The 23,501-nt window shown below is 60.7% G+C and carries 21 protein-coding genes and 1 tRNA gene; 12 read left to right on the top strand and 10 right to left on the bottom strand.

What is annotated here, in order from left to right:
- Positions 1–126: 126 nt before the first annotated feature.
- Complete coding sequence (locus KF841_00365; GenBank protein MBX3393795.1) at positions 127–1,224, top strand: response regulator; 1,098 nt, start codon at positions 127–129, stop codon at positions 1,222–1,224.
- A gap of 177 nt (positions 1,225–1,401) precedes the next feature.
- Here KF841_00365 and KF841_00360 read toward each other — a convergent pair whose 3' ends face one another.
- From KF841_00360 to carB, 5 genes are all read right to left on the bottom strand, one after another.
- Positions 1,402–2,175, bottom strand: coding sequence for a FliA/WhiG family RNA polymerase sigma factor (locus KF841_00360; protein MBX3393794.1), 774 nt, complete (start codon positions 2,173–2,175; stop codon positions 1,402–1,404).
- 361 nt (positions 2,176–2,536) lie between these two features.
- Positions 2,537–3,814 carry a serine/threonine protein kinase gene (locus KF841_00355; GenBank protein ID MBX3393793.1) on the bottom strand — a complete coding sequence of 426 codons (1,278 nt, stop codon included), beginning with the start codon at positions 3,812–3,814 and terminating at the stop codon, positions 2,537–2,539.
- 320 nt (positions 3,815–4,134) lie between these two features.
- Positions 4,135–5,289 (bottom strand): hypothetical protein, encoded by a 1,155-nt coding sequence (locus KF841_00350; GenBank protein MBX3393792.1) that lies wholly within the window; start codon positions 5,287–5,289, stop codon positions 4,135–4,137.
- A 240-nt stretch (positions 5,290–5,529) separates the two neighbouring features.
- Positions 5,530–6,609, bottom strand: coding sequence for a glutamine-hydrolyzing carbamoyl-phosphate synthase small subunit (gene carA, locus KF841_00345; protein ID MBX3393791.1), 1,080 nt, complete (start codon positions 6,607–6,609; stop codon positions 5,530–5,532).
- A gap of 35 nt (positions 6,610–6,644) precedes the next feature.
- Positions 6,645–10,268, bottom strand: a complete 3,624-nt coding sequence (carB, locus tag KF841_00340; GenBank protein ID MBX3393790.1) for a carbamoyl-phosphate synthase large subunit — start codon at positions 10,266–10,268, stop codon at positions 6,645–6,647.
- Positions 10,269–10,853: 585 nt separating this feature from the next.
- On the opposite strand from carB, the gene KF841_00335 reads away from it, so the two are divergent.
- From KF841_00335 to vsr, 7 genes are all read left to right on the top strand, one after another.
- The gene (locus KF841_00335) at positions 10,854–11,321 is read left to right on the top strand and encodes a hypothetical protein (protein MBX3393789.1); all 468 of its coding nucleotides are present in this window, start codon (positions 10,854–10,856) and stop codon (positions 11,319–11,321) included.
- Between the two features lie 8 nt (positions 11,322–11,329).
- On the top strand, positions 11,330–12,103 hold the full coding sequence (locus tag KF841_00330; GenBank protein MBX3393788.1) for an HNH endonuclease: 774 nt from the start codon (positions 11,330–11,332) through the stop codon (positions 12,101–12,103).
- 28 nt (positions 12,104–12,131) lie between these two features.
- Positions 12,132–12,368 carry a hypothetical protein gene (locus tag KF841_00325; GenBank protein ID MBX3393787.1) on the top strand — a complete coding sequence of 79 codons (237 nt, stop codon included), beginning with the start codon at positions 12,132–12,134 and terminating at the stop codon, positions 12,366–12,368.
- A gap of 159 nt (positions 12,369–12,527) precedes the next feature.
- Complete coding sequence (locus tag KF841_00320; protein ID MBX3393786.1) at positions 12,528–12,740, top strand: transposase; 213 nt, start codon at positions 12,528–12,530, stop codon at positions 12,738–12,740.
- Positions 12,740–12,979 carry a transposase gene (locus KF841_00315; GenBank protein MBX3393785.1) on the top strand — a complete coding sequence of 80 codons (240 nt, stop codon included), beginning with the start codon at positions 12,740–12,742 and terminating at the stop codon, positions 12,977–12,979. The genes KF841_00320 and KF841_00315 overlap by 1 nt, the downstream gene beginning before the upstream one ends.
- Before the next feature lie 47 nt (positions 12,980–13,026).
- The gene (locus tag KF841_00310) at positions 13,027–13,377 is read left to right on the top strand and encodes an HNH endonuclease (protein MBX3393784.1); all 351 of its coding nucleotides are present in this window, start codon (positions 13,027–13,029) and stop codon (positions 13,375–13,377) included.
- A gap of 10 nt (positions 13,378–13,387) precedes the next feature.
- The gene (vsr, locus tag KF841_00305) at positions 13,388–13,810 is read left to right on the top strand and encodes a DNA mismatch endonuclease Vsr (protein ID MBX3393783.1); all 423 of its coding nucleotides are present in this window, start codon (positions 13,388–13,390) and stop codon (positions 13,808–13,810) included.
- 67 nt (positions 13,811–13,877) lie between these two features.
- Here vsr and KF841_00300 read toward each other — a convergent pair whose 3' ends face one another.
- The 3 genes from KF841_00300 to KF841_00290 all read right to left on the bottom strand — a co-directional run bounded on the left by KF841_00300 (position 13,878) and on the right by KF841_00290 (position 17,302).
- On the bottom strand, positions 13,878–14,024 hold the full coding sequence (locus tag KF841_00300; protein MBX3393782.1) for a hypothetical protein: 147 nt from the start codon (positions 14,022–14,024) through the stop codon (positions 13,878–13,880).
- 37 nt (positions 14,025–14,061) lie between these two features.
- A tRNA-Asn gene (locus KF841_00295) sits at positions 14,062–14,133 on the bottom strand.
- 235 nt (positions 14,134–14,368) lie between these two features.
- Positions 14,369–17,302: a hypothetical protein gene (locus KF841_00290; protein ID MBX3393781.1), complete on the bottom strand. Its 2,934-nt coding sequence runs from the start codon at positions 17,300–17,302 to the stop codon at positions 14,369–14,371.
- Positions 17,303–17,553: 251 nt separating this feature from the next.
- Here KF841_00290 and sulP point away from each other — a divergent pair, with 251 nt between their 5' ends.
- Positions 17,554–19,314, top strand: coding sequence for a sulfate permease (gene sulP / locus KF841_00285; protein MBX3393780.1), 1,761 nt, complete (start codon positions 17,554–17,556; stop codon positions 19,312–19,314).
- Positions 19,315–19,429: 115 nt separating this feature from the next.
- Positions 19,430–20,224, top strand: coding sequence for a carbonic anhydrase (locus KF841_00280; GenBank protein ID MBX3393779.1), 795 nt, complete (start codon positions 19,430–19,432; stop codon positions 20,222–20,224).
- Here KF841_00280 and KF841_00275 read toward each other — a convergent pair.
- The gene (locus KF841_00275) at positions 20,168–20,740 is read right to left on the bottom strand and encodes a methyltransferase domain-containing protein (GenBank protein ID MBX3393778.1); all 573 of its coding nucleotides are present in this window, start codon (positions 20,738–20,740) and stop codon (positions 20,168–20,170) included. The two genes, KF841_00280 and KF841_00275, sit on opposite strands and share 57 nt — an antisense overlap.
- Between KF841_00275 and KF841_00270 the strand changes: the two genes are divergently transcribed.
- Positions 20,739–20,879 carry a hypothetical protein gene (locus KF841_00270; GenBank protein ID MBX3393777.1) on the top strand — a complete coding sequence of 47 codons (141 nt, stop codon included), beginning with the start codon at positions 20,739–20,741 and terminating at the stop codon, positions 20,877–20,879. The genes KF841_00275 and KF841_00270 overlap by 2 nt on opposite strands.
- 159 nt (positions 20,880–21,038) lie before the next feature.
- Here KF841_00270 and KF841_00265 read toward each other — a convergent pair whose 3' ends face one another.
- On the bottom strand, positions 21,039–22,340 hold the full coding sequence (locus KF841_00265; protein MBX3393776.1) for a matrixin family metalloprotease: 1,302 nt from the start codon (positions 22,338–22,340) through the stop codon (positions 21,039–21,041).
- 204 nt (positions 22,341–22,544) lie between these two features.
- On the opposite strand from KF841_00265, the gene KF841_00260 reads away from it, so the two are divergent.
- On the top strand, positions 22,545–23,480 hold the full coding sequence (locus KF841_00260; GenBank protein MBX3393775.1) for a homocysteine S-methyltransferase family protein: 936 nt from the start codon (positions 22,545–22,547) through the stop codon (positions 23,478–23,480).
- Positions 23,481–23,501 lie beyond the last annotated feature (21 nt).

Below are 23,501 nucleotides of genomic sequence, written 5' to 3'. Positions count from 1 at the left end.
CAACTTAGTCGTTTCTTATCTTGTAGGAGTCATGGGAGTGAGATTCACAGCCGATACCAACTCGCGTCCGTCGCGTTAGGGAGCGGCGAGGCTGGCGGGTTCGAATATCGAATTCGGGGGTACACCATGTTTACTGCGACGATGTCTGGATCGGTCGATAGCAAGCCCGTTCGGACGATTCGACTCGAAGAAAACACCCTGGAAGAAATTCTCGCCCGGCTCGATGGATCTGCCTTTAATGATGCGGGTCGCCGAGCCGATGGCGAGTCGTTTCGATTTCGTCAGGCCGGATGCACCCTGCATGTGAAGGCGGCCGGAGCCGTGACACCGGTGATTTTCGCGATCGTACCGCGTCGAATCGGGCCGAATGGATTGAATTTTCTCCATGGCGGATTTCTTCACCCCGGCACGCGATGCTGCGTGAGATTGAACACGCTTCACGGAAGCTGGGCGGATCTCGAGGCGAAAGTCGAACGCTGTGAGCATGTGCAGGGCTCGTTGCACGATGTGAGAATTCGATTCGATACGCAAATCGATTCATCGCAGTTCACCTTCGAGGCCGTGAAGAATCGCGTTCTCCTGGTCGAAGACAATCCGTTTATCGCCCGCGCGACGACGCTCATATTGAAGGGGCTTCACTGCGAGGTGGTGCATGCTTCGGATGGGGATGAGGTGCTGCAGCAGATCGGCGACAAGCCCTTCGATCTGATTCTGATGGACATCGAAATGCCACGTGTCACGGGATTCGATGCCTTTCGCCAGCTTCGGGAGATCGGCTATTCGGGCAAAGTCGTGGCGCTTACGGCACTGACCGAGGAAGCGGACAAACAACGCTGCCTCGAGGCCGGATTTGATCGATATCTGCCGAAGCCCTGCACGCGCGAGGCGTTTGCCAGCCTGCTGCAATCCCTTCGATCCGAACCGATCCTCAGTACGATGGCAGGTGATCCAACGATTGCTCCGCTGCTGGCTGAGTTTGTCAGTTCGCTGGCTGACAAAGTGAAGTCAATTCGCGAGGCCGATTTGAATGCCGACAGTGACGCGCTTGGCAGGATCGTTCGCGGCCTGAAGGGTGAAGCCGGCTGCTACGGATTCGATCCGATCTCGGCTGCCGCCGGCCAATTGGAACTCGCCATCTCGCGCAAAGCGCCTACTGAGCAGTTAAGCCGGCTCCGCTCGGAGCTGGTCAATCTCTGCCTGCTCGCCCGCGCGAACGCGAACTAATCGCGTGCCAGATTGCCGTGGGATTCCGTTCACCTGCCGCTCTGCGATTCGACCGCCGCGCCGCCGACATGGGTAATAAGCGCCCCGCGCAGACCTCTCCGTTTGAATCGTCGAGACGACTCTCCGGCTTTCCACGTGCAATTCAGGCAAAACAGGGCTGAAGAATCGCGCCGATTGTTACGCGACCATTTCAGCCTGCTCCTTAAAACGCCGGCGTAGTCGTGCAATGACATCCTTATGAATCTGGCTGACCCGCGATTCGGAAAGATCGAGCACGAGACCGATTTCGGCCATGGTGAGGCCTTCGGTGTAGTAGAGGACGAGCACCAGGCGCTCTTCGCGGTTGAGGCCCTTGGTGATGTAGTCCGTGAGCATGTCGCGCGAGACGCGATGCGATGGGTCGGCAGCCCGCGCGTCCTTGATGTCCCAGCCGCCCGGCGAACCGCGATGCTGGCTGTCGTCGTCGCTCTGAACGGCCGAGAGGTGTACCTCGTGGCCGACGCGCGAGAGCCGCGAAAGCTCCGTGTAGCGCTCGAGTGTCATTCCCATGCCGAAGGCCAACTCATCGTCAGTCGGCGGACGGCCGAGGGACGAATCAAGAAGTTCCTTGCGGGTCATGCGCTGCTTTTCGAAGCTGCGCACCGTGCGGGACTGCCCGTCAAGTGTCCGGAGCCAGTCCATCACTGCGCCATGAATCCGCTGCTGGCAGAATGTTTCAAACTTGGCTTTGTGGCTGGGGTCATACGCCTGGACGGCTTCGAGCAGGCCGTCATACCCGGCCGAGCAGATTTCGTCATAGCTGACTTGCGCCGGCAGTTTCTGTGCAAGCCGCGCTGCCATCATGTGGACGAGCGGACGGTAGTGTTCGACAAGTTTGTTTCGCATCGGAATGGACTGTGAGGCGAGGTAGTCCTTCCACATGGCGGTGACGTCTCGGCGCGGGTTCTTCATGTTTGAACACTCCGTTGTTCAATCGGGAGGCCCACGCCGATGTCCGACGGGTAGACCCCAAGCGAGCGATGGCTGGCCAACGTAGAAAGCGGCGGCACGAGATGGGTAGATTCGTCCGAGGCATCCTTGCCTCGGTTCGGAAGAGTTGGACCGACACCTCCTTGTGTTTGCGGCAATAGAGAATATACCACATGAATTAGGGAATGCTACTCGGGAATCTCCCTAATTTATTAAAAAGTTGCGGGATGACGGCGCGGTGGCGGTGCCGTGAAATTCGAAGGTCGATTGGCCGGACTTAGACTGCACGGCGAAGCGCGCGGATGGAGATTCCTTGAGGCGGACGGCAGATTCGGCCGATCGATCATCGAAGCAGCGTTAGCAGTACTACCAATACGACAATGAGCGCGAGCTGAATGACCGCGACGGCCACGAGCCACGGCGGATAGACGGTCTGGACTGCCAACGTTCCGCCGCCTCGCGAACGAGAAATTTCGGTGATCTCCTCGCGACTGCCATCGGTCAGGCTCTCCAGAATTTCTTCGCTGAACGCGCTTCGCGCCTGCAAGGGCGACTTTCCTTCTCGAACGCGCTCGAGATCGATCAATAAATCCTTCGTTGAGCGGTATCGCAGATTGCGATCTTTCGCCATCATCCGCTCGACAACTTCCGCCAGACCCGTCGAGAGCGATTTATTCAGGTGGTCCGGCGGGATGAGTGGCTGCTTCAGGTGCTTCTGCATGATTGACGCCGGCGTTGAGCCGTCGAACGGCACCTTTCCGGTCACCATGTGATAGAGCGTCGCCCCGAGTGAGTAGATATCGGCGCGTGAATCGACATCCGCGACGCCTCGAATCTGCTCCGGTGAGATGTAGTAGGGCGTTCCGAAGGCACGACCTTTCTCGGCTTCGGCGGCAGCGACGTCGTCGGCCAGGCGGGCCAGTCCCATGTCCGCCAACTTCGCGACCTTGTCCTTGGTGATCATGATATTCTTGGGCTTCACATCGCGGTGTATGAGACCCTTTTCGTGGGCATGATCGAGCGCCTTGGCGATCTGTATGATGACGTTCAGTGCATCGGATTCCGAATAGACCCGATTGCGTATCAACTCGTCATAGACGGTCTCGCCGTCGACAAACTCCATGACAAAGTAGTGATAGCCCGAATACTCGCCGACATCGATTGCCTGCACAATGTTGGCATGATTAAGCTTCGCCGCCGCCTTTCCCTCCTTGTAGAAGCGTTCGACGAATTCGGGATCCTCGCTGAGTTTCTTCGGGAGAATCTTGATCGCGACGATGCGGTCGAGCGAAAGCTGCTTGGCCTTATAGACGCTGGCCATCGCTCCGGCGCCGATCTTCTGCTTGATCTGGAAGCCGGGCAGGTGCATGAAGGTCTGGCTGCCCGTGTCTTCTGACGGATTGTTCAAACGCCGGATCTGCGAAGGGGTGATGAAGCCGGCTTTGAGCATGATGTCCGCGAGCTTTACTTCGCGGCCCTGTTCGCGGAGTTTGTCTCGCTTGGCGACACACGCCTGAATCTCGTGTTCGGTGGCAAAACGCGCATCCACCGCTGCCCGCGCGAGTTGCGTATCGCTCAGGCTGGCCGACTTCTGATTCGGATCGGACTGCTCATGCGCCATAGGCTGTCAACGAACTCGATCGAGGATTCCTCCGCATGCTGTCCCCGGGGCGTTTCTCTGGTGAATCGATCCGTCGCGATTTAGAGGACTTCAATCGTTGGCTGAAGATGCGGTGCCTCTACCTTAAGCCTATGGGCGAACATGGGCTTATTTCAAACCGCGAACGGGGGAATCATTGACAACCGGACATAGGATGGTCAACCGGAAATCTCGGAACGGCCGAAACGAAGATTGGGCTGTGGCAACAACGAGATTCTGGGACTTGGCATCCACGGACCCGCGGCTTGGGCCCATCACAACCCAATCGCCGGCGCGTCCGTTCAAAATCGAATGAGCAGTTGGGGGTTTAGCTCGGTCATGAACGCAAAGCCGTTGGCTCCGGAATCGGCCGAATCGGGGAAGACCGGTCCGGCGCCGTCCGGAATGCTTCCGCCAGCTCCGCCGGCGCCCGCTGAGGCTCCGCCACCGCCCCCGGCATAACGCATGGCATTTTCAGTGATCTGCGCGGAATCGTCGCCGGCGGCCCCGCCGTCGACCAGTAGGCCATCCGATCCGGCTTCATTATCGATCACAGGTGAAATGAGGTGAATCACTCCGCCGCCGCCGCCGCCGCTGGGTCCGTTATTCGAGTCCGAATCCTCGCCGTCACCGCCGCGGACCGAGATTGTTCCCGTGTTGGAGACCGATTCGACTGAGGCGAGTACCACGACGCCGCCGCCACCGCCGCCGCCGAGATCGTTGCCGGACGCCTTGTTTCCGCTTTCGCCCTCTGCTTGAATTGCACCGGCATTGAGAATCTTGCCTTGCGCGATAATCACGACCGAACCGCCGCCATCTGCGCCGCTGTTGAGACTGACGCCATCGGCATCCGTATCCATTCCGCCGACAGCGCCACCTCCGCCCGCCCGCGTTCCGGGATTCAGCACCAGTCTCGCTTCGAACTCGCTGAGTCCATCGCCGCCGCGCCCGGCCCGGCGCGCAACCGTTGAATCGCCGATGTCACCGGCCTGGGCTGGCCCGGTGGCGATTCCGATGGCAGCAGGAGCCGAAGTCGTTGCAAAATTGGGTCCGCCGGGTCCGGTCCGTCCGCTGAATCCGCCTTCAGCCGCGGGCCTGACGAACAGGGTGCCGTAGTTCGTGAATTGGCCTTTGCAGCGAATGACCATTCCGCTGGGGACGATCAGCGTGACACCCTGATTGATGGTGAGGTCGGTGAAATTCAGATTGACCTGCCGGTTGGCGGGCGTGTTCCAGTTCTCGTCGCTCGAGACGACTTTTGCCCCGGCTGATCCATCGCCATAGATTCTGAAGATGTCGGCGGACTGGGAATTGTCGTTCTGATTGTTGTTGTTGTTTCCGTTCGTGTTGTTGTTGTTATTGTTCCCGTTCATGTCGATGCCGCAGGTCTGACCAAGAAGCAACGGGACACAGGCGACAACGATGACGATGGCAAACGAACGTCGAAATGGGTTCATACGAACTTTCTCCTTTGAGGCTGCGGCGGCTCCGCGCGTATTCATCATGATTAGCACGAACGACCACGTCATTCGGACTGCATGTTTTCTGGAATCGGTTTCCGTGAGTCGTTTGTCTAGCCTACCACGAGTCGCGAATTGGTTGAACCGATTCCGGATGTCAATGATACGGGTTCGATGTCGGCGAATGGGGCGGCCTGGCCACGCCGGATCGGATCGCTCCAAAAGCGAGGCGGATCATCATCCCAACTGAGCGGCGAACTTCTCGAACAGGTAAGTCGAATCGTGCGGGCCGGGCGCGGACTCCGGGTGATACTGCACCGCGAACAACGGATGATCGACGTGCTCGAAGCCTTCGAGGCTCCGATCATAGAGGTTCACATGCGTAGGACGCCCGCCTTTCCGCTGGAGGCTTTGCAATTCGACCGCGAACCCGTGATTCTGACTGGTGATCTCGACGCGACCCGTGTCGAGATTCAACACCGGATGGTTGGAGCCGTGATGGCCGAACTTGAGCTTATAGGTTTCCGCGCCCATCGCCAGGGCGATCAACTGATGCCCGAGACATATTCCGAAGATGGGGACCCGGCCAATCAAACGCCGTATCGTTTCGATGGTCTGTGACACGGCAGCCGGATCGCCTGGTCCATTGCCGATCAGCACACCATCGGGTTTGTATTCCAGGATCGCGTCAGCGGAGAGGGTCGGCGGTGCGACAGTGACGGTAGCGCCGAGTCCGGCAAGAGATCGCAGGATGTGATGCTTGATTCCGCAGTCAATGGCGACGACGCGGTGAGTCAGTTCACGTCCTTCGTTCCAGATTCGATTCTGGTGCGGGGCGACCTCCGCGACGAGGTTGCGTCCGTTCATCGCTGTCGAGCTGCGTGCCAATCCGACAAGCACAGCCGGGTCGTGTTCCTCCGTGGAAAGCACGCCTCTCATCGCCCCGGATGCGCGGATGCGGCGGGTGAGGGCCCGCGTGTCGACTCCGCTGATGCCGACGATGCCGGCTGCATGGAGGTAGTCGCAGAGGCTTCCATTTGCGCGATGATTGCTGACGCGCCTCGCAGGCTCCCGAATTACGAAACCGGAGAGAAAGGTTTTTTCCGATTCGACATCTTCATTGTTGACGCCGTAATTTCCAATGAGCGGGGCGGTCATGGTGACGATCTGTCCGCAGTACGACGGATCGGTCAGAATTTCCTGGTAGCCGGTCATGGCGGTGTTGAAGACCACTTCGCCGGTGGACGTGCCCTCAGCGCCATACGATCGGCCGACGAAGATCGAGCCGTCTTCGAGTGCGAGGGAACATTGCGTCATTACTGTCGCTCCTTTGACATTAAAGACCGGCCCATTCAAATCACGCCGATCGCATAGTCCTGCAGAGCTCGAACCGAAAGCGAACCGGCCTCGTGGCCGCTCGATCGCAGCGCCTTGATGGCCTCGACGGCTGCTCGTGCGCTGGCGAGCGTCGTAATCAACGGGATACGCTTCGCCGTGGCGGCCGCACGCCATCGGCCTTCTTCCCATGCGGGGCCGTAATGTACAGGGGTGTTTACGAGCAGGTCGAGCACGCCATGGGTGATCAGGTCGAGCAGGAAACTCTCCGGCGCGCCGGCCTGCTTGGAGACGACGACTGAATCGATACCGGCCTCCTTGAGGGCCTTGTGCGTGCCGATGGTTGAAAAGAGCTTGAAACCGAGCGAGCGCAGCTCACGCGCGATCGGAATGACGCGCGGCTTGTCGGGATCGTTCACGCTGACAAGCGCGTTACCGAACATCGGGAGTGACAATCCCGTGGCAATCGCCGCCTTGGCGAATGCAAGGCCGAACGTGACGTCGGCCCCCATCACCTCGCCGGTGCTCCGCATCTCCGGGCCGAGCACGACGTCAACGCCCGGAAACTTACTGAAGGGAAACACCGGGGCCTTGATCGCCTGCATCAGCGGCCGTGGCGATCGGCCGACGCCCATCTCCCAGAGCACGTCCCGGAGATTCCGCCCGAGCATGACCTGCGTGGCGACCTTAGCCCACGGTACGCCCGTCGCCTTACTTACAAACGGAGCAGTACGCGACGCCCTCGGATTGACCTCGAGCACATAGACCGTGCTGCCGGTGATGGCAAACTGGACATTCATCAATCCGCACACGCCGAGTCGGCGGGCCATCAGGCGGGTTTGTCGTTCCACTTCGGCCAGTAGGTCCGGTGAAAGGCTGTGTGGCGGCAGCGCACAGGTGCTGTCACCGGAATGAATGCCGGCCTCTTCGATGTGTTCCATGACACCGCAGACAACGCACTCGCCGCGCGGGTCATCCGGCTTTCGAAAATCGGCGACGGCGTCGACATCGATCTCCATTGCATCGAGGATGAACTTGTCCACCAGGACACGTTGCGGGCCGTCGGTGTGGGCGAGTCGGTCAGATGCCTCAAATGCCGCCGCCGCATGCCGCCGGAGATCGGGATCGTTGTTGCACATTTCCATGGCGCGACCGCCGAGAACATAGCTCGGTCGAATGAGGACCGGATAGCCGAGGTCATTGGCGATTTGCAGGGCCTCCGTTACCGATTCGGCGATCGCGCTCGGCGGCTGCCGCAGGCCCAGCTCAGTCAGGATCCGGCTGAACTCCTTACGATCTTCGGCGAGATCGATCGACTCCGGTGGCGTCCCCAGGATCGGCACGTCCGCGGCTTGCAGGCTGGCTCCGAGATTGAGCGGCGTCTGCCCGCCAAACTGAATAATGACGCCGCGCAGCGTGGTGCGCGCCTGCACCGCGCGAATGACGCGCAGAACATCTTCGGCGGTCAACGGCTCGAAGAACAGCACGTCGCTCGTGTCGTAGTCGGTACTGACCGTCTCGGGATTCGAATTGATCATCACCGTCTTGAAGCCGAGCGCGCGTGCCGCGTCGGACGCATGGACGCAGCAATAGTCAAACTCGATTCCCTGCCCAATACGATTCGGGCCGCCGCCGATGATGATGACGTGTGGATCCGAACTGATGCGAAGTTCGTCATCCACGGCCAACTGATATCGGATGTCATGGAGAACGCCGGTTGTGCGCGCAACCTCTGACGGCCGATCGACCATTTGAAGAAACGGCGATTCGGTCGTTGAGTAGTAGTAGGGCGTCGCCGCCTCAAACTCCGCCGCGCACGTATCAACCAGCTTGAAGCAGCCCTGGTGGCCGGCCTGGCGGCGTGCAAAAATCAAATCGGCCGGCAGACACAGCGCGCCGGCGAGTTGCATATCGCTGTAGCCAAGCGTCTTCGCACGCTGGATCAGCCGGACCGATTCCTCGTCGCCCGCTTCGATCGACGCGGCAAGAGTTGCCGACCGGGCGAACAACTCGTCCTCGAATTCCACCAGCTCTTTCATTTGATCGAGAAACCACGGATCGATCCGAGTCAATTCGTGAATCTGGGCGACAGTCCACCCGAGCTTGAATGCATATCGAATGTAGTACGGCCGACCCTGGCACGGCTGCTCCAGCTTGGCGCGCAGCGTCGGCTCGTGAATCGGCCAGTGCGTCGCGGACGATTCCTCCATGTCCGGCGGCGCTTCGCCCTGGCGGCTGCCTAGCAGGACGCTCGATTCCTTTGATTCATCCGCGATCGGCGTTGAGCCGCCGGCAGCGCGGCGTTGTGGCGCACGCTCCGGCAATGCGGCGTACGCGCCCGATTCGCCGCGCGCATGCCGCTCGTGTGCCGCCGCCAGCCACCGGTCGTTTTTGTCCAGACCAAAACCGGCACGTTGTATTTCCATGCTTCGAATGCACTTCTGGAAGGCTTCCTTGAACGTGCGACCGATCGCCATCGCTTCCCCCACGCTCTTCATGTGGGTTGTCAGCGTTTCGTCCGCGTCAGGGAATTTTTCAAAAGTCCATCGCGGCATCTTCACGACGCAATAATCAATCACCGGCTCGAAGCTCGCAGGCGTCGTTCGCGTGATGTCGTTCGGAATTTCGTCGAGCGTATAGCCGACGGCCAGTCTGGCTGCCACTTTCGCGATCGGATAGCCCGTCGCCTTGCTGGCCAGCGCGCTCGATCGGCTCACGCGCGGGTTCATCTCGATGACGACCTGCCGTCCGTTTTGCGGATTCACCGCGAATTGAACGTTGCTGCCGCCGGTATCGACGCCGATCTCTCGCATCACTTTTTTGGCGGCATCTCGCATCTGCTGATATTCGCGATCAGTCAGAGTCTGGGCCGGGGCAACGGTCATGGAATCGCCGGTGTGCACGCCCATCGGATCGATATTCTCGATCGAACACACGACGATGACGTTATCGTTGCGATCGCGGATCAGTTCGAGTTCATACTCTTTCCAGCCATACAGGCTTTCTTCGACAAGGATTTCGCTGATTCGAGAGCGCTTGAGCCCGCGCGCGGCGATCAGTTCGAATTCCTCCAGCGTGCGGCAGAAGCCGCCGCCTTCACCGCCGAGGGTGTAAGCTGGGCGAACGCAGCAGGGCAGGCCGACCTTGCTCAGGACGGTCCGGGCCTCGTCCATCGAATGGGCGGTATCGCTGATTGGTACATCCAGGCCGATACGCAACATCGCATCACGAAATTGCGATCGATCCTCCGCGCGGGCGATCGCTTCGCGTGAGGCGCCGATGAGCTGAATTCCGTGCGCCTCGAGGATGCCGCGCTCGGCCGCTTCCATGGCGCAGTTGAGTGCCGTCTGCCCGCCCATCGTCGGAAGCAGCGCATCGATCGGCGTGCCTCGCGCTCGTTCATGGATGAGGATCTTCTCGATGAACTCCGGCGTGATCGGCTCCAGATAGGTTCGGTCGGCGAATTCCGGGTCGGTCATGATCGTCGCCGGATTGGAATTGAGCAGCACGACGCGATACCCCTCGGCTCGAAGGGTCTTGCAGGCTTGCGTCCCGCTGTAGTCAAACTCGCAGCCCTGACCAATGACTATGGGGCCGGATCCAATGATGAGGATTGTGTGGATGTCCGTGCGCTTGGGCATTTAATTCACCTGTCGTGACCGGTCGCCGGGAATCATATCATGGATTGCGAAAGCGCGAGAGGCATGGAGTCTGTGAGTTTCCGGCTGCGGCGCCTGCAAACGGCGCATGCGCGGACGGATCACGGCGACAAACGTGGCCCGGCCCTCGTCCTTCGTCTGCTTGGCGGCCTTGACGGTGGCGACGTGTATGGGGAAAGTGGTCGCTCACGTCGTTGGCGCGCTGGTGATCGGGGCCATGTCGGCGGCGGTGAGCCCGAGCGCCGCGAGATTGGCGTTGGCGTAGGTCACGAAGTGGGACTGCCAAGCCTGAAAGTTCACCTCGGCCCCCCCTGGGATGTAGTCGGCAATCGTTCTGTCCTGTCTTTCGTGAATTCGTCGGTTTGCTCTCGCCGACGCGCGTTGGGAAACATCCGACCGCTACCCATACCGTCAATCTTCATTTGTCGCACACTCCGGGGTGCAACGACGGGATTGCGGGGCGACTTCAAGTCGTTCCAGTTTTCCCGGCGAGATTTGAGCTACGCCCAGCGGTATGCAGCGGGCCGGTTCCCGCTACAATGGGCGGTATCCAAACGAGACCCCACCATGAGCGGACGAGTCGGACATAGAAAGAGGCTTGTGTGCGTGACCGCCGGGAACCTCCGGCAGAACCACTTGAACCTTGGCGGGCACGCCGATTTCTTTCCGGCAGACTGCTACGGCGCGGCCTGTAAGACGGGCAAGCGCGGTAAGTTGATCCGGCTGGATGTAGACGGACTCGCCGCGCCCGTGATGACGGACATCCCCACCGAGGCCAAGACCGGAAAGCCGCGTCGGTTCTTCCGTGACCGAGCGTGGGCGCGGGAGTTCTTCGCCAAGCACGGCATCAAGCCGGGTGACACGGTGGCCATCGAGCGGATCAGTTCGCACCGCTTCCGCATCACGCCGTTCGACGCGAAGGAGACCCGCGATTGCCCGACTACGTTCCGTTTCGACGCGGAACCGGAAGGCGACGGCCCGCGCGTTATCGAGTTGCCCCCCAACGCGGGTGCGGCGTTCTGTCTCGCAGCGTAAGGAGTCCGATGAATGCGCGGCCAGCCAATGACGGTCAACCGTGGACGCGCGAACAGTTGATTCTCGCGTTCGAGTTGTACTGCAGAGTGCCGTTTGGTCGCATCACGACACGCAATCCGCTCATCCGTGAACTCGCCGAGCAACTCGGCCGGACAGCGGCGTCTGTAACACGCAAGCTCGGAAACTTCGGGGCCTTCGACCCTGAGCTCGCGGCCCGAAACGTGTCCGGGCTGACGCACGGCAGCAAACTCGATCAAGCAATTTGGAACGAGTTCCACAAGGACTGGAACGGGCTTGTTGTCAAGGCGCACGAGCTGCGGCGTGCCCACGAACCGGGCAAGCCCGATCTATTGCCATTAGTTGCTCCGACCGGCCCGTCGGAGAAGGTCGTCACCATCAAGCAGCGATTGCACCAAGCGTTCTTCCGCGACGCCGTCATCAGCAGTTACAACAACCGATGCTGCGTGACCGGCCTACCGCTCGCGGAGTGCCTGGTTGCCGGGCACATCGTTCCATGGAGCGTGGACGAGCACCGACGCGCCGATCCGACCAACGGCGTGTGCATGTCGGCCACCTTCGACCGTCTGTTCGATTGCGGCCTTGTCACGATCGAGGACGATCTGACGCTCTCCGTAAGCAATCGAGTGCGTGGCCTGAAAGACCAAGCCGTTGGGGATCTCGTTGCCGCACGGCATGGCCAAAAGATCATCCCGCCCGCGCGGTTCTATCCCGACCCGGCCTGCCTGCGTTGGCACCGGGACAACGTATTTGACGCCGCATGAGCCGTACGCTCACGAAGGAGCCACATCCATGTCAGAGACCGTCGCCGACGTGATTCTCCAGGAGTATGAGGACCTTATCGCTCGTGTTGGCGAAGACGCGACCGACGAGCAGATCGTCGCAGCACTCGTGCGTGATTCGGCGTGGACCGACCGTGGCGCGCGTGAAGTGCTCCAACTCGCTCGGAAGTACGGGACCAGCATCCTCCGCAACGCGTTTGCGATTGCGTCTGCCCTGCAGATCGAGGACGGCGAAGCCGGACTGTAATCGGCTCTGAACGCCCCAGCGGGGCGTCGGGCTGTAGCCACGGGTGGTGCGGCGCGGCGGCGAAGCCGCCCGACGCGGAACCCGTGGAAGCGTGATTCTCTTATCCTCTTCCCGCCCCGGCGGGGCGGAGGAGTGCCCTCGTCCAGCGAAGGGATAACGATGCCCGGTACCTACTCCCAAATTCTCCTGCACATCGTCTTCAGCACCAAGCACCGAGAGCTGTGGATCACGGCGGACGTTGCCGAACGCCTCTATCCATACATGGGCGGCATTGTGAGAGCCGAGAAGGGCATGCTCTACGACATCGGCGGCGTGGAGGACCACGTGCACATCACATTCGTTGGCGGCCCGACGCCACCGTGTCAGACTTGATGCGCGCGGTCAAAGCCAACTCATCGAAGTGGATCCACGACACGTTCCCCAAACTCGGCGCTTTTGCGTGGCAGGAGGGATACAGCGTGTTCTCGGTCAGCAAGTCGCAGGAGGGGGCGGTCAAGGCGTACATCGCCGGACAGCACGAACATCACAAGAAGGAGGACTTCAAGTCCGAACTTCTGCGGATGCTCCGGCTTCACGAGATTGAGTTCGACGAGAAGTACGTGTTCGACTGAGCCGCCGCCTCGTCGGTCGGTTCCTCTGCCCCTCCGGGGCAGGAGAGATGAAACACGCTCGCTTCCACGGGTTCCGCTCCGTCCGCCTGTCGGCGGCCTGCGCTCCACCCGTGGCTACATCCCGGCGCCCCGTTGGGGCGAAGAACAGCGAACCGGGCAAGAAGTGCCGCCTGCAAATCGATCACGTCATCCCGATCAGCCAAGGCGGCACGGATGAAGAACACAACCTCCGCGCAGTCTGCCACGGGTACAACAAGGACAAGGCCAATCTCAAGGTGCCAACCTCCCGCGACGCCATCAGCGCCATGGCACTGATCCGCCGCCAGCCGCGCGACGTTCAGTTGGAGGTCTACGAGTTCCTCGCAAAGAAGTTCGGCGCGAAGCCCGGCGGGAAGTGAGGGCCGCGCCGTGCCCGACACGCTCACCCCCGCGCAGCGACGCACATGCATGGCCGCGATTCGCGGTAAGGACACCAAGCCCGAGTTGATCGTGCGCAGCGTTGCCCACCGTCTGGGCTTTCGGTTCCGACTCCACTCTACCGACCTGCCCGGCAAGCCCGATCTTGTATTCCCTTCGCGTCGCGCCGTCGTGTTCGTGCATGGCTGCTACTGGCACATGCACGCTTGCAAGCGAGGCCGCAGCACCCCCGCAACCAACGCCGAGTTCTGGCGGGAGAAGCGGAACACGAACCGCGAACGGGATCGTCGCACGCTCGCGGTGCTTCATCGCGCCGGGTGGCGCGTGCTGGTCGTGTGGGAGTGCCAGTTACGCGACCTTGACAAACTCGCGTCGCGCTTGCGGGCGTTTCTTGAGCCGGCGCAAGCCGAGTAACTACGCCGCCACCGTCGTCGTCGTGATCTCGGACCACGGCCCCTTTTCGCCGCGGGCGTTGGCCCACCTAGCATGTAGACGGAGATTTTCCCGCCGTCTTGCCGCCGTCAGTGGCGCGGAAGTCGGTGCGGAGCGTCGAGCAGGTTGTCAGCGTGATTGGCGAGAGCGTGGTCGGGTCCGTCGGATTAAGCGGCTTGCTCGCGTCCCTCTTCATGATCCCGATCTAAGCGCGTTAGACGTCGGTCCCAAACCTCCCCGAGTAGGATTCGAACCTACAACCTACCGGTTAACAGCCGGCCGCTCTACCGTTGAGCTATCGGGGAATCGTTTCTCGAACATGTATTTATATCATCTCGGATGGGACTGTCCAGTACATGAAAAAAAGCCGCGGCCAGGCAACCAATTGCATTCGGGACGCGGTTTCAGGTCGCGGCCGCCGGGTCCGTTAGTAAGCGCCTGAATTCGCAGCCAGAGCCGATCACAGGCATCTTTTCGATCCCCGAGTCGCGCAGCTTCCGATCGAAGCGCATGACCGATCCGATTCGCGGACCCTGCGTCTCAATCCGATTCGCCGACCAGAAGCGTGACGAACATCACGACGTCCGTACCATCGACAACGTTGTCGCCATTGATATCAGCCGCCCAGATTCGGCGAGGGTTCTGATCTTCGCCCAGCGTCACGCCGGTGAAAAGACCGATGTCCGTGGGATTGACTTGCCAGTCCTCGTTCATATCGCCCTTGAGCCGCGTCGGAACGCAGACATACTCGAACGCGTCGATGTGTCCGTCGCCATTGAGACCGGGAGGCACCTGAAGACTCTGGATCAGCGCGCCCCCGTCATTGTTCTGATACGCACCGAACGCCAGACAGATTTCATCAGGCACTTCGCCAAACTCGCCGGCCAGGTCGAGCGTCCCCTCCAGCACACCGCCGTTCGGCCCGGTCATGGCCTGTGTCGCACCGGTGGCATCGAACCAGCCTTCGTAGTCGTTGGAATTCTCGTCGGCGAGAAACGCGGTCCAGTCCGCGACAAGACCGGCCTTCGCCCAGGGCGCGGCGCGCAGCGTGCCCGGCGGTGCCGCGACGAAGATGAAATGATCGTTGCCTTCACCGGCATCGGGGGCGGCGACATAGAGAACGCCGGCGCGAACGCCGTACCTGAGTGAGAATCCGCCATGCTGTGCCGCAGCGATGGCACTTTCGTCCGGTTGGCCGTCCATGACCCAGCCCGGACCGGATGACGTGCCGTCCGTCACCGGGAAATGCCAGTCCGCGCCGTTGTTGTTGTCCCAGGTCCCGGCGCCGTCATTGAATACGATGTCGAGTTGTGCGGCCGACTGGGGAATCTGCACAACCACTTCCCATCGGGCGTTGCCGGCGTTCCATGTCATGGCCGGGTCGGGCGAAACGACCGGGTTCCAGTTGTTGAATCCGTAATGCAGCCTGACCGAGCCGGCGCCTGCGAGCGGTCGACCGGCCGGGTTATACTGGATCAGCACGACCTGGCCGGCTTGTGCGGGACTCGGTGAAACAGTGACGACATCGCCTCCGCCGCTTGAATCGGCGTTGCCGACCCACACATGCTGGATATCCGTCCTGCGGATGTTGCCGGCGTTGTCGATGGCCTCAACGTAATAGTCAATCAGAACGTCCTGTTGGCCGGTGATGGCGGCGACGTAGCGCTCGGCGCGATGCGCGGCGAGGAGAATTCCCGCGGGCGGGGCGGGCATCGGCGCGAGGGTCATCGGGATCGAACTCCACGCGCCGACTTCCGGTCCTCGGGCATAGGTTTCGTTCTGGATGCTCTCGATCGGGTTTTCTCCGTCGGCGTCAACTCGCCATTTCAGCGTGATCGATGCCAATCCGCTGACATCATCGGCGAACGTCCAGATTTCAAAGTCAGATGGCTCCGGCAGCGGTCCCCATTCCATCCCGCCGGGGTTATAGGGATTCCGCTGTGGCACGAACACCGAAGGCGGGGTCGAGTCGGGCTGGCCGGCGATCACGCCATTGGCGTGCATGACCGCAATGTTGCACCCGCGCGTCACGTTGCTGTCCCAGATTTCGGTGCCGTCCCAGTACCAGTAGTCGCTCGCCTGTGCGCAAAGAAGATAGTGCCATGCCTTTTCGGTGCCGCTCGCGGACGGACCGCCGGTCAAAACGTTCTGCAGATTCGCCGCAGGCGCCAGGTCTTCAGCCATGAAAACGCGATTTTTCGCAGCGGTGAGAACGGCCCAACTGTTCCAATCGGGACTCCACCCTCCTCCGTTCGGATCGCCGAGCCATTTCTTGAACTCAGGATCGCCGTTGTCGGCGCCGGCCCACGAGCCCGCTTCGATATGGATCACATCATCTTGTGCGGGCGGGAAACGGTCGAGGTAGTCTTGGACCGTACTGACGTGATAGTCCGGATCGCCGCCGATCCAGTTGACCATTTGCTGGAAGTTATGGTGGTAGTAGCTGTGCGAGCCGCCGCCGAAATTGTCGCCATCATGATGCAGTACGACGAACATCGGATGTGCCGCATCGGTGTTCCGCGGCAGGTACTGATCCATCACCGCGTCATACAGAAACGCGCCGTAGCCGCCGCGTCCGTCTTCGTTGCCTTCGTATCGCGCACACGGAACGGCAACAATGCGAGTAATCTCGCCGGTGTTCGGATTCACGTGCTGAGCATGGTGGGGCTGATAGCCGAACGGGGCGCTGACACGGCTGGGGGCCCATAGGTTATTGAGTTGCACCCATGCGCCGCCGTGAAGAGCTGGATCGGGATTGACCTGATCCGCCTTGTTTGGCGCAAAAAGATTCGACGCGTTGGTGTGTGGATAGCCTTTGCACGCTCGGTCAAAGTGGATGTTATCGACAAGCACCCATTCGATGCCCTCGGCGACAAGCGATGGAATCATTCGTGTGGCGAACGCGGTTTCAGCGGGAAACATGCCGCGTGTGTAGCCGCCCGTTGACCATGTATTGCCGAAAACCTGCTTATGCAGGCGAATTTGCATTCGGATGTCCTCGTCATCCAGCAAGGACATGAGCGGATGGTGGTAACCGAATCCGACCATGTCGAGCCGCGGATTCCCGAGCGCGGTCGTCATCGCGACGCCCGTCTGATAGGCGCTGTTCCAGTTGTTCCACATGCCGCCGTTGATGCCCGCGGTCTGGAGCTGATTGAGGTTTTCGATGAGCGATCCGCTGAAGCTGACCTGCGCGCCGAGGTGCGGAAGCGCGGCGCCGGCGTTGATGGCGTTCAGCGGCCAATCGGTGTAGGGACCGAATCGCTGATTGTGGACGTCAATGACGCTGAATGAGAATCGGCCGGCGGACTGGGTCTGCACGATTGATTCGTAAGGATAGTAGATCGGCTGATGCATATGCCAGAGAAAGCCGATCTGGATTGGCTCGGCGGCGGCTGCGGAGGAATGTGAAAGTCCGGCCGCGATGAGTGCGACGGTGAAACCGAATCTGAATCCCGCCTCGTTGCGATACATCAATTTCCTCCGCAATCGGAACCCCATTCTCACCATTTGTCTTCTTGCTCGGTGTGTCGCGGCAAGGTGGAGTTGCGGACTTTTCCGCGTAGTAAAACATTTTACCCAGTCTGGAAGTCGAGTTCAATGGATTCCAGCGCAGCCGCTGCGCCCCCAAAACGGCACTTTCATTCATGACCCGCATCATGGACGATATGTGGTTAGCGCCGCCAAGGGTGTGTGACGCGGTTTGTCAGGTCATCCTCCGTTTCATGTCACGATTCATACCGAAGTCCCTCGTCTGTTTGCGTGAAGGCTATTCGCAACGCACCGTGATTGGTGATGTGATCGCGGGAATCACGGTCGGCATCATCGCGCTTCCGCTTGCGATGGCGTTCGGCATCGCGTCGATCCCGGAAAAAGTCGCAACCGAGTCGGGACTTTCTCCGCCCGCGATCGGGCTTTACACGGCAGTGATTGCTGGTTTTCTGATTTCCGCGCTGGGCGGAAGCCGGGTGCAGATCGGCGGACCTACCGGCGCATTCATCGTCATTGTCTATTCGATCTCGTTGCGCCACGGCTACGCGGGTCTGGCGACGGCGACGCTGATGGCGGGCGTGATTGTGATCCTCATGGGGGTCGCGCGGATCGGCGGCATGATCAAGTTCATTCCCTATCCGGTGACAACCGGATTCACGTCGGGCATCGCGGTCATCATCTTCTCGTCGCAAGTGCGAGATTTCTTCGGTTTGCGTATGGGAGAGACGCCGGCGGAGTTCATCGAGAAATGGCGGGCTTTCATCGCGCATTCGGCGTCGTGGAGCGTCGAGACGACGGCGGTCGGCGCGGGTTCGCTGGCCGTGATTGTACTGATACGCCGCTTCGCGCCGCGTCTGCCCGGCGCAATCGTCGCGGTCGTGCTTGCGTCAGCTGTTGCATGGTATTTCAAGCTACCGGTCGAGACGATCGGCTCGAAATTCGGCAGCATCCCTCGCGGCCTGCCGATTCCGAAACTGCCACCGATCGATTGGACCAATATCCGCGACCTGATTCCCGACGCGACGACGATCGCAATGCTGGCGGCCATTGAGTCCTTGCTCTCGGCCGTGGTCGCGGACGGCATGACAGGCAATCGGCACAAGGCGGATTGCGAACTGGTTGCCCTGGGTACAGCCAACATTGCATCGATACTGTTCGGCGGCCTTCCTGCAACGGGCGCGATAGCGAGAACAACCGCCAACGTGAAAAGCGGAGGCAAGACGCCTCTGGCAGGCATGATTCACGCAATTACGTTGCTCTTCATTATGCTGCTGCTTGCGCCGATGGCCGGCCTGATTCCCTTGGCGACCTTGGCGGCGATACTGATTGTCGTCGCGTGGAACATGAGCGAGATTGACCATTTCCGGTCGATCCTTCGTGCGCCGCGGAGTGACATTCTCGTGCTGCTGACCACGTTTGGTCTGACCGTTTTCACGGATCTGACGATTGCCGTCGGCGTGGGAATGGTGCTTGCGTCGCTGCTGTTCATGAAGCGGATGTCGGATGTGGCGGACATCAGCGCGATTACCTCCGAACTTGCCAACGGAGCAGATGAGTTCGAGGAAACGCCTGATCCGAATGCCATTTCGCGGCGAAACGTTCCGTCGGAAGTCGAAGTCTATGAGATCAACGGCCCGTTCTTTTTCGGGATGGCCGATCGGCTGAAGGACACGCTGACGCAGTTCGAACGTCCGCCGAAGGTTTTCATTCTGCGCATGCGGAGAGTTCCTTCGATTGACGCGACCGGCCTTCATGCGTTAAAGGAGTTTCTCGGAAAGTGTCGGCGTCAGGGCACTCGATTGATTCTTTCGGGTGTGCATGCGCAGCCGCTGGTTGCGTTTGCGCGGTCGGGTTTCGCTCCGTTGATCGGCGAAGAGAACATGTTTGGAAACATTGACGACGCGCTTGCCGCGGCGCGCGTTCATCTTGGACTGGAGGCGGTCGCGCGGCCGGCATTCGCGGAGCCGGTCGTCCGGCGTGAAAAAGGTCGATAACCCGCTTCGACGGCATGGGATTTGCCACCTTCGGGCAATTGCGGCCCGGTGAATCAACTGTAGTCACGGCGGCGGCGCCGCGGCAGCGGATTGATTGCGTCGTGAGGCACTCGAGATGTCTAAGCGATGGCGTGTGTTTCATCGAGTCGGCGTTTGGACGGGGGCTGTATTTTCATTATTCGCGTTCGGCTGCGCCGGTACGGAAGGGGGGCCGTGGGACGATCCGACCGCGACGCCGTTCAATCGGCTTTGCAACGGTAACGCGAGATTCTCCTCAGGTGCGATTCAGCATCCGCACGCCGACCGGGGCCGTCGGCTCTCGACGCTGGAGCACGGACAGCACCCGTATGCGACGGTGCTGACATGTTCGGACTCGCGGGTCATGCCGGAGATGATTTTTGACGCCGGAATCGGGGATCTGTTCGTGATTCGCGTGGCGGGGCACGTTTGCGCGGCGGACGAGACGGGATCGATTGAATATGCGGTGGATCACCTGGGGACGCCGCTGCTGGTGGTGATGGGGCATGAATTCTGTGGTGCTGTGACTTCAGCGTGTCACCATGCCCGGGAGCGCGGAGATATTCCGGAGATTCTGTCAAGAATCGAGCCGTCGGTCCGGGCGGTGGAGCAGCGCGGGCCGTGGGCGTCCGACGCGGCGATGGTGTCGGCGGCGGTTCGAGAAAACGTGGTTCATACGATCGCCGAACTCACTCATCGCAGCGAATCGGTCCGGATGGCAATGGCGTCGGGACGGCTGCGCGTGCTCGGATGCGTGTACGACCTTCGCACGGGGCGCGTGACGTGGCTTGACGAACAGCCGGGACGCAGCGATGACAAAGCGGATCCCGATGCCTCAGCGGCGGCATCGATAGACGAATGCCGGCGGAAGATTTCGCCAGACGGTCGGTGAACGCGTGACCTCGGCGAACGCGCCGTTGAGTTTTCGGCAGAAGCGGCGACCGGCCGGCAGTAGAAGGCCTTGAAGATAGGCGAACGTTGCGAATCGCCCCCCCGGCGCAAGTGCCGAGAGTATCGCGCCGAGCAGTGCATCCTGGAGCGCATCGTCGAAAGCCGCCCACGGAAGTCCGCTGACGATGCAATCCGCGTGCGGCATTTCCGCCGCAACAAGGATATTACTCAACTCGACGGCCGAGCATTCGTACACGGATAGGCGCGGAAATCGCTGACGAAGCGTGGCGGCCATCGAGGGATTGTTCTCAACTGCGATCAACCGAGCGCCGGGCTTCAGCCGATCCAGAATCGCCTCCGTGAAGGCTCCGCTGCCGGGTCCGATCTCCACGACGAAATCGGCGGCATTGAGATCTATCTGCCCAGATATCATTCGAGCCAGGCCGGCTGAACTGGGAGCGATGGCCCCGACCGACGCCGGGTCTCGGATGAATTCACGGAAAAATCTCACGCTCATGACCGAGATTATTGCCTCAACCGGGTGGATGGAGCAATGGAGGGACGCGTCCGGCTGGATTCCCAATGCCGCGCGGCGGTTTCAGAATGTAACCAGGCGAGAACGCGGCGCTTGCGCGATGAAGGTCGAACTGCCGTGAATCGAGGATGAAGGCCGGTCCTGTTTGGAAAATGAAAAAGCCCCACCTCATAGGCGGGGGCTTATTCAAGGGAAGGACCTCAGTATCGGGAAGGAAACGAGAGAGGAGTCTGTTCAGCGCCGGCAATCGTCCCCTGACTGTCGCCGACGGCGTGTGATCCTAGTGGGCACACCGACCGCAGGGCATGATCGGAATATCAACGATCCCCAGATCATCGCGCCATGCGCCTTCATTTGCGGCCGGCATCAGATCTTCGAGGAAGACCTTCGCCGAGTTGCGCCTCGGATTCGGGCCCAGATTCTTCATCAGCAATGCCGGCTCATTCTGAAAGCCGATGGGGAACACGTCACTTTGCATCATGCTCCGACGGAATTCGAGATCGTGCTCAATAATCTGCCGAGCCGTCGCGGCCGTCGCCATACAACTGAGCGTGTCGCGCGAATGCTCAAGACCGAGAAGATGACCCAGTTCGTGCGAGGCGATATTTGCGATGCATAGGGCGGTTTCCTCGACGGACGGCAGCAGGGATTCGAACATCGCGAGGTCTTCGGTGTAGATGATGGCGTCCTGCTCCAGATAGATATTGTAAGTGTCCACGTTGTCCGCCAGGCCGAGGTAGCTGGCGTGGTAATTACCGAAGTACAGGGTTGAATGCGGCTCCGTGGGCCGGGGATTCCGACGGCTGTCTCGAAACTCGACGTTGTAATCGGCATAGTCGCGTTTCATATGCTGAATGGCGCGATCGATGATGTAATCGGTCTGTCCGCGCAGCCGGGCGGAGATCGATTCGGCGGAGAAGGGGCGCATGACAGTCGCCGGCTCCATTCCGATCTGAACGGTGGAACCGCCGTCGAAATCGAGATAGACCAGTTGCCTGCGTGCTTCCTGCATGATGCCGCCGGCTTCTCGCTTGACCGTGACGGTGTATGAGCCGCGATCGTACCGGCCCTGTGAGTTTCCGAAATGGGCCCGGCTTGAGACCGTGATGCCGAGGTAGAGGTTGTCGGTGTCCTCGCGCAGTACACGGGAGATATAAGGATCGATCTGTCCGGAGTAGTAACCGCGATCGTCGTTGGCGTCGATGAGTTCATTGGCGCCATTGAAGACGGCGGCGACGGTGTTGAAACCGTTTTCACCCTTGACGTCGATCGTGAAGCGATCGCCAGCGTTGAACTCGCCGAGTGCATATAGATCAATGTCATTCGGCGAATCGATGGCGCCGGAAATGGTGATTGTTTGATCGGGTCCGACAATCGCCGATTGGGCACGCTCGAACGCGCTGTTATCACCGGCTTCCTTGATGGACCCCGCGATGCCGCTTCCCGACAGATCGCCGCTTTGAGCCCCACCGAGATCACCGACCGGCATGGTGTCGCACGCCAGTGGCAAGCAGAGAAGAAGCGCGAACAAGACAGTTGAACCGCCCGCAGTCGGGGCGTGGAAGGACCGGTGAACGTGCATGGCTGAAACTCCCGAATGGGATGCACTTCCACCGGCTACCTCCAGAGGGGCGAGCCGATGTCGCGATGATCGGCCGACTGAACGCCGGCCTTCAGTCAATTCATACGATTCCTGAGCGGTCGGCGGACGTTATGATGAGTTGGAAGTCCGCGAAAGCCGTGACATCCGGGGCTTTGCGGCGGGTGTCGATTCCGAGGTGGTGTCTTGGCGATTGATTGGGCGGATTATGGCTCGCGCATTGTGATTGCGGGCGGAGATTTTCGGGCCGAGTGGCCGTCCGTAAATCCGATTGGCGGCGGCTCGCCCATTCGCGCGAGCCGGGAAGACTGGGCGCGCGTCGAAGAGATTGCCCGTCGATTCAGCGAGTCCGGGGTGGAGTGGCTGATTGCCCCGACGGACGATTGGAATCCCGGCGCGGGCACATGCGGCCAGGAGCCGGACGAGATTCCGGCGGGCGAATTGCATCGTGCCATGACATTGGCAGTCGCCTGCCTGCGCCGTGTCGCGGACGCGCATACCGGCGATGGCGACCGGCCGGCCCGGGTGATCGGAGCGATCGGCCCGGTTCAGCAATTGCTGATGCTCGGGGAGATTGAGGAATCGGAGCTGGGACGGATTGTTTCCGAGCAGGCGGAGGCGATTGCAGCCGGGGGCGCGGATGCAATCATCTGCCGATCTTTTACGGAGCTGGAATCGGTGGTTGTTTCAATCCGATCGGCAGTGGCGGCGTCCGGCCTGCCGGTGATTGCGTCGATGTGCTTCGACAGCGGCCCGAGTTACTCCGAGACGACGCTCGGCGCCTCGATCCCGCGATTTGCGGAGTGTGCGGCGGAGTCCGGGGCATTCATGATCGGCTGCGACGGGAGCGAGTATCCGGACGGTGCGCCGGCGATCATCACAATGTTGCGCGATGTAACGAAGCTCCCGGTTTATGTGGAGTTGAATGCGGGTCGAGCAGAACTGAGTGAGTCGGGCGTGGATTATCCGGAACAACCCAGGGCCTACGCGGAACGGTTTGCCGCACTGTCGGCCGCCGGCGCGAGCGTGGTCAGTGGTGGACGCGGTGCCGGCGCATTGCACATGCGTGAGATGGTGCGGGCGGCGCTTCGCGCGTCGCGCCGTCGAGATGGAGCCCGTTGATCGTTCGGCGGTGCTGTACAG

This window comes from Phycisphaerae bacterium, assembly GCA_019636475.1.
Lineage (GTDB): Bacteria > Planctomycetota > Phycisphaerae > UBA1845 > UTPLA1 > JADJRI01.
Note: the sequence above shows the minus strand (reverse complement) of the source record. Positions and strands in the feature narration are given on the sequence as shown.

What these genes read in the sequence shown, in the direction of transcription:
- KF841_00365 (MBX3393795.1), top strand. Translation starts at nt 127, where the DNA reads ATGTTTACTGCGACGATGTCTGGATCGGTCGATAGCAAGCCCGTTCGG.
- KF841_00360 (MBX3393794.1), bottom strand. Translation starts at nt 2,175, where the DNA reads ATGAAGAACCCGCGCCGAGACGTCACCGCCATGTGGAAGGACTACCTC.
- KF841_00355 (MBX3393793.1), bottom strand. Translation starts at nt 3,814, where the DNA reads ATGGCGCATGAGCAGTCCGATCCGAATCAGAAGTCGGCCAGCCTGAGC.
- KF841_00350 (MBX3393792.1), bottom strand. Translation starts at nt 5,289, where the DNA reads ATGAACCCATTTCGACGTTCGTTTGCCATCGTCATCGTTGTCGCCTGT.
- carA (MBX3393791.1), bottom strand. Translation starts at nt 6,609, where the DNA reads ATGACGCAATGTTCCCTCGCACTCGAAGACGGCTCGATCTTCGTCGGC.
- carB (MBX3393790.1), bottom strand. Translation starts at nt 10,268, where the DNA reads ATGCCCAAGCGCACGGACATCCACACAATCCTCATCATTGGATCCGGC.
- KF841_00335 (MBX3393789.1), top strand. Translation starts at nt 10,854, where the DNA reads ATGAGCGGACGAGTCGGACATAGAAAGAGGCTTGTGTGCGTGACCGCC.
- KF841_00330 (MBX3393788.1), top strand. Translation starts at nt 11,330, where the DNA reads ATGAATGCGCGGCCAGCCAATGACGGTCAACCGTGGACGCGCGAACAG.
- KF841_00325 (MBX3393787.1), top strand. Translation starts at nt 12,132, where the DNA reads ATGTCAGAGACCGTCGCCGACGTGATTCTCCAGGAGTATGAGGACCTT.
- KF841_00320 (MBX3393786.1), top strand. Translation starts at nt 12,528, where the DNA reads ATGCCCGGTACCTACTCCCAAATTCTCCTGCACATCGTCTTCAGCACC.
- KF841_00315 (MBX3393785.1), top strand. Translation starts at nt 12,740, where the DNA reads ATGCGCGCGGTCAAAGCCAACTCATCGAAGTGGATCCACGACACGTTC.
- KF841_00310 (MBX3393784.1), top strand. Translation starts at nt 13,027, where the DNA reads ATGAAACACGCTCGCTTCCACGGGTTCCGCTCCGTCCGCCTGTCGGCG.
- KF841_00300 (MBX3393782.1), bottom strand. Translation starts at nt 14,024, where the DNA reads ATGAAGAGGGACGCGAGCAAGCCGCTTAATCCGACGGACCCGACCACG.
- KF841_00290 (MBX3393781.1), bottom strand. Translation starts at nt 17,302, where the DNA reads ATGTATCGCAACGAGGCGGGATTCAGATTCGGTTTCACCGTCGCACTC.
- sulP (MBX3393780.1), top strand. Translation starts at nt 17,554, where the DNA reads ATGTCACGATTCATACCGAAGTCCCTCGTCTGTTTGCGTGAAGGCTAT.
- KF841_00280 (MBX3393779.1), top strand. Translation starts at nt 19,430, where the DNA reads ATGTCTAAGCGATGGCGTGTGTTTCATCGAGTCGGCGTTTGGACGGGG.
- KF841_00270 (MBX3393777.1), top strand. Translation starts at nt 20,739, where the DNA reads ATGACCGAGATTATTGCCTCAACCGGGTGGATGGAGCAATGGAGGGAC.
- KF841_00275 (MBX3393778.1), bottom strand. Translation starts at nt 20,740, where the DNA reads ATGAGCGTGAGATTTTTCCGTGAATTCATCCGAGACCCGGCGTCGGTC.
- KF841_00265 (MBX3393776.1), bottom strand. Translation starts at nt 22,340, where the DNA reads ATGCACGTTCACCGGTCCTTCCACGCCCCGACTGCGGGCGGTTCAACT.